The organism is Gordonibacter pamelaeae 7-10-1-b (genome assembly GCF_000210055.1).
Taxonomy (GTDB): Bacteria; Actinomycetota; Coriobacteriia; order Coriobacteriales; family Eggerthellaceae; genus Gordonibacter; species Gordonibacter pamelaeae.
In genome coordinates, this window is the sequence record NC_021021.1 from 1,156,701 (window position 1) to 1,161,526 (window position 4,826).

The 4,826-nt window shown below is 64.4% G+C and carries 4 protein-coding genes; 1 reads left to right on the forward strand and 3 read right to left on the reverse strand.

Annotated features, from left to right (window positions below):
* Positions 1 to 10: 10 nt before the first annotated feature.
* Complete coding sequence (locus tag GPA_RS05375) at positions 11 to 934, reverse strand: acylphosphatase (protein ID WP_015539199.1); 924 nt, start codon at positions 932 to 934, stop codon at positions 11 to 13.
* A 37-nt stretch (positions 935 to 971) separates the two neighbouring features.
* On the reverse strand, positions 972 to 2,678 hold the full coding sequence (locus GPA_RS05380) for a glucose-6-phosphate isomerase (RefSeq protein WP_041239147.1): 1,707 nt from the start codon (positions 2,676 to 2,678) through the stop codon (positions 972 to 974).
* A 264-nt stretch (positions 2,679 to 2,942) separates the two neighbouring features.
* On the opposite strand from GPA_RS05380, the gene ngr reads away from it, so the two are divergent.
* On the forward strand, positions 2,943 to 3,707 hold the full coding sequence (gene ngr / locus GPA_RS05385; RefSeq protein ID WP_015539201.1) for a nigerythrin: 765 nt from the start codon (positions 2,943 to 2,945) through the stop codon (positions 3,705 to 3,707).
* 263 nt (positions 3,708 to 3,970) lie between these two features.
* On the opposite strand, the gene GPA_RS05390 is transcribed toward ngr, so the two are convergent.
* Positions 3,971 to 4,684, reverse strand: a complete 714-nt coding sequence (locus tag GPA_RS05390) for a LytR/AlgR family response regulator transcription factor (protein ID WP_041240131.1) — start codon at positions 4,682 to 4,684, stop codon at positions 3,971 to 3,973.
* Positions 4,685 to 4,826 lie beyond the last annotated feature (142 nt).

The window sequence follows — 4,826 nt, forward strand, 5'->3', positions numbered from 1 at the left end:
CGTCGTAGTCTCAGGCGTCGCTCACCTCGCAGACGCGGCGCACGTCGTCCGTCGTGGCGGCCATCACCGCGAACGCCTTGCCCTCGCGGCGCTTGCGGGCGCGCAGGAGCGCCACGGCATCGGCGTTGTTCGCGTCGCACACCAGGTGGAAGCCGCCGAGGCCCTTAACGGCCAGGATCTTCCCCGCGCACAGCAGCTCCACGGCGCGTGCGAGGATGGCATCGCTCTCCGCGCGCGTGCTGCCCCAGGTCATCTGACCGAGCGGCGCGGCGATGGCATCGGCGGCGCGCAATGTTTCACGTGAAACATCTGTTTGTGTTTCCGGGTTCGCACCCAGCGCGCCGGGCAGACCCTCGTGCTCGCGCCAGCTCACGTGCGGGCCGCACTCGAAGCACGCGTCGGGCTGCGCGTGGAAGCGACGGTCGAGCGGGTCGCCGTACTCGCGGGCGCAGCGCTCGCACATAGGGAAGTCCTTCATGGAGGTGCTCTTGCGGTCGTAGGGCAGCTTCTCGATGATGGTGAACCGCGGCCCGCAGTTCGTGCAGTTGATGAACGGGTAGCGGTAGCGGCGGTCGTTGGGGTTGAACAGCTCGCGCACGCAGTCATCGCAGGTGGCCAGGTCGGGCGACACGAGCGTGGTCTTCTCCACGGCGCCGGCGTCCGAGAAGCGGATCTCGAAGGAGTCGAAGTCCTCCAGCGGGACCTCCTTGAGCGCCACCTCCTCGACGCGCGAGGCCGCCGGCGGGTTCTCCGACAGCTCGATGACGAACTCGTCGAGCAGCTTGGCCTCGCCCTCGGCATGGATGAACACGCCGTCGGTCGCGTTGAGCACCCAGCCGTTTATCAGGTACTTCTTCGCCAATCGATAGACGAAGGGGCGGAATCCCACCCCTTGCACTATGCCTTTCACCTGTATGTCGAGCGCTTCGATCATAATGCGCCTTCCCAATAGCTTTGCGGTCGGAACCTACCTAGTCCAACGTCGCGAGTATCCCCGTGATAACCTCGGACAGGGCGCGCAGCGTCACGCCGGAGTTGTCGGGGAGGTGCAGATGCACGCAACGGCGGCCGCGGTCGGCAAGCGTCAGCAGGTCGCCGGAGGCCTGCGCCTTCGCCAGCGTTCCCAGGCTCTCGGCCTCCTCCGACAGCGGGATGTCCTTCAGCTCGTCGGCCGACAAGATGAGGAACACGCCGTTGTTCTGGCCGCCCTTCTGCAGCTGGCCCGTGGAGTGCAGGTAGCGCGGCCCCACTTCCAGGCACGACACCGTGTGCCGGCTGGCCGCCACGCCATGGCGGATGAGCTCGAGCGCCTCGCGCCGCCCCTCGCCCGTGAACGGCAGAAACGCGTTGAGCGCGAAGTAGTCGCCCGGCTGGATGCTGGTCAGAAGTGCGCGAAGGGCGCCCTGCACATCGGTGCAGTCCTTGAAGCACGGGGCCAGGCGCACCTCCACCTCGCCCATGTGCACGTCGCCGATGTAATCCTGCACGAAGTCGGGCGCCGGCTGGCCCTCCTTCAAGATATCCAGCACCACGGCCTTCGCGGAGGCCACGTCGGGCTGGTCGAACGGGCACACGCGCATGAGGTAGCCGCACATGGCCACGGCGTACTCCCACATGACGAAGTGCTCGGCCAGCTCCTCCACCGAGTCGATCTTGAAGTTCGCGCGCGGGATGGTGGGGTCGATGTAGGACAGGCTCATCTCGAAGTTCTTGCGCTCGTCCCACAGGTCGGTCTTCGTCTGGTACATGATGACGCTGCGGTCGCCCGGATCGTTCGTGAGCAGCAGCGAGTCTATCTCGATGTTCGGCAGGATGCCCTGGCCGTCCTTGCCCAGGCTCTCGGCCACCAGCTGCTCTATCCACAGGCCCAGCACGCGACCGCGCTTCGGCGTGAGGAACGAGAACTTGTTGCGTCCCTGCAGGTAGTTGTCGTACAGGAACGCTGCCAGGCCGATGGCCGGGTTGTCGATGGCGTCCTCGCTGCAGCGCTGCTCGGCCTCCACGGCGTGCTCCAGCAGCTCCTCCAGGTCGATGCCCACGAGCGCGGCGGGCAGCAGGCCGAACACGGACAGCGCCGAGAAGCGGCCGCCCACGGAGGGCTCGCCGGGCAGCACGGCCGCCCAACCCTCCTCGCGGGCCTGGCGTTCCAGGTCCGAGCCGGGATCGGTGATGGCCACCAGGTGCTGTACCAGCTCCTCCTCGGGCAGGGCGTCGCCCACCGCGTCGCGCACGGCGCGCAGGGCGAGGCGCGGCTCGATGGTGCCGCCGCTCTTCGAGGATATCACGAACAGCGTGGTCTCGGGCTTCGCCTCGGCCAGGATGGCGCGCACGCGCACGGGCGAGTCGGAGTCGAGCGTCTTGAACACGATGCGCGACGAATCGGGCTTGTTGTACTTCGTGATGGTCATGGGCGCCTGCGTGGAGCCGCCCTGCCCGATGAGCACGACCGTCTTGAGGCCCTGCTCGATGATGGAATCGGCGAACGCCTGGATGTCGGCGAGCGAGTACGGCGGGTTGCTGGCAAGGTCCGTCCATCCCATGTACCGTTCGGCACAGGCCTGGGCCTGTTCGGAGAAATCGTAGAGGGTCGCGTCCTTCGCGTGGACGCGGCTGGCAACGCATTCCTTCACGAGCGTCTTCGCGGAGGGATACAGCTTTTCCATATCACCCGAAATCATGAAACCTTCTTTCAGCGGAGTTCCGCTCATTCTAGCAAACGGCGGCGAGAAGTGCCCGCGCCCACCTCGGCTTGTGACGGAGTTGTGTACGTGAGACCGCCCAGCGGCTCCTTCCCGAAAGTCCACCAATTCGATTATATTTCTTATTGATTTTTATTACTTATTGATATAAAGTATCAATCATTAGATGAGCGCAGACGAGAGCAGCGTTCATGCGGATCGGGCGGTGCAGAAAGCGCCGCCGCTGGAACAGGAGGGGTTTCCATGTCCGATATCTCCCGGCGAAGCTTCATGAGGAACGCGGCTATCGGGGCCGCAACCGTCGGCACGCTCGGCCTGATGGCCGGATGCGCGCCCAAGCAGGAGGAGCCCGCGCCGCAGGCGAACGCCGACGCTCCCGCCGACGGCGCCACTGCGTACGTGCTCGACCCGAAGACCATGCCCGACGCGACCACGGCCAGCAACTTCAACGTGGTTGAGGAAAGCGCCACCGCCGTGGGAACCACGCTCGAAAACCTGAAGACGGCCATCGAGGGCGAGACGGGCGCCACCACGAAGTACGCCGCGTGGGCGAAGGTCGCCGAGAAGGCGGGCTACGACCATATCGCGCGCCTGTTCACCTGCACGTCGGACGCCGAGAAGATCCACATCGAGCTGGAGTACAAGCTGGTGCAGAAGCTGGACCCGGGCTATGAGAAGCCCGAGCCGCCCGAGGTTCCCGAGCACACGGTGGACCTCAACCTCATCGCCGGCGCGAACGGCGAGATCTACGAGACGTCGGACATGTACCCCTCGTTCATCAAGGTGGCGCAGGAGGAGCAGAACAACGAGGCCGTGCAGGTGTTCACCCGCGCGAAGCTGGCCGAGGCATACCATGCCGAGCGCTACCTGGATGCGTACAACACCATCGACACGCCCACGGACGACAAATACTACCTTTGCCCCATCTGCGGTTATATCCACAAGGGCGAGAACTTTACCGCCTGCCCCATCTGCCTGGCGCCCAAGGCTTCTTTCAAGGAATACTAGGCTTACGCGACCCGCCCTTAACGGGGTCTCTCCCATGAAGGGCCCGGATGCGCCCGCCGCATCCGGGCCCTCCCCCTTCCCTCAAGCGAACGAATGTTTTACGTGAAACATTCGGACCAGGAGCACACGAGAGCGAAAATCGGGGAAAGGAAAGCATCGCGCAACGAAAAAACGATCCGCCTGACCAAAACCAGACGGATCGTTTTTTCGTTTCTTTGGAAATGGGAGGGCGTGGAACGCAGGCGGCGATCCCGTTTCTCGCCCTACAGCCCCAGGGCCTTCTTCAGGGCGGACACGCGGCGGCGGGACACGGGGATCTTCTCGTCCACGGCGTTCAGCGTGAGCAGCAGGGTGCCGCCGGACACCGATTCTATCTCCTCCACCATGGACAGGTTCACCAGGTAGCCGCGGTGTACGCGGAAGAACCCGTGGCCGTCCAGGCGCTTCTCCAGCTGGGCCAGGCTCACCGTGGAGAAGTAGCGGTCCGTGTCGGTCTGCAGGTAGGCATAGTCGTCGCGCGCCATGACGAAGCGGATCTTGTCGATGCCGATGAGGATCTTCTTCCCGCCCTTCTCGACGGGGATGCGTTCGGACTTCTGGGCGGCCACGTGCAGCGACACGTGCTCGCGCACGCGGGAGATAGCCTGCGAAAGGCGCTCCGTCTCCACCGGCTTCACCAGGTAGTCGATGGCGCTCACCTTGAACGCGTCGAGCGCGAACTCGCTGTACGCCGTCACGAACACCACGGCAGGCGGGAACTTGAGGTGCTGCAGGGCCTCGGCCAGCTGCAGGCCCGTGGCCTCGGGCATGTTCACGTCCAGGAACATGACGTCGACCGGATATTCCTTCAGCTTCTCGATAGCCTCGCGCACGCTGGCAGCCTCGGCGACCACTTCGGTCTGCCCCAACTCGTCCAGCAGGAACTTCAGTTCAGAGCGCGCAGGAGCCTCATCATCGACGATCATGGCCTTCAACACGTGAACCTCCTCGCTTCCGAACCCCGACATACAGTAGCCTCTTTCGGCCATTATAAATCAAGGGAGCCGGAAACTGCGGAGAAGCCCGAATATACGAATTAACTCGACGGTTTCAAGCGGCGAACGTCATGCGGAACGAGAG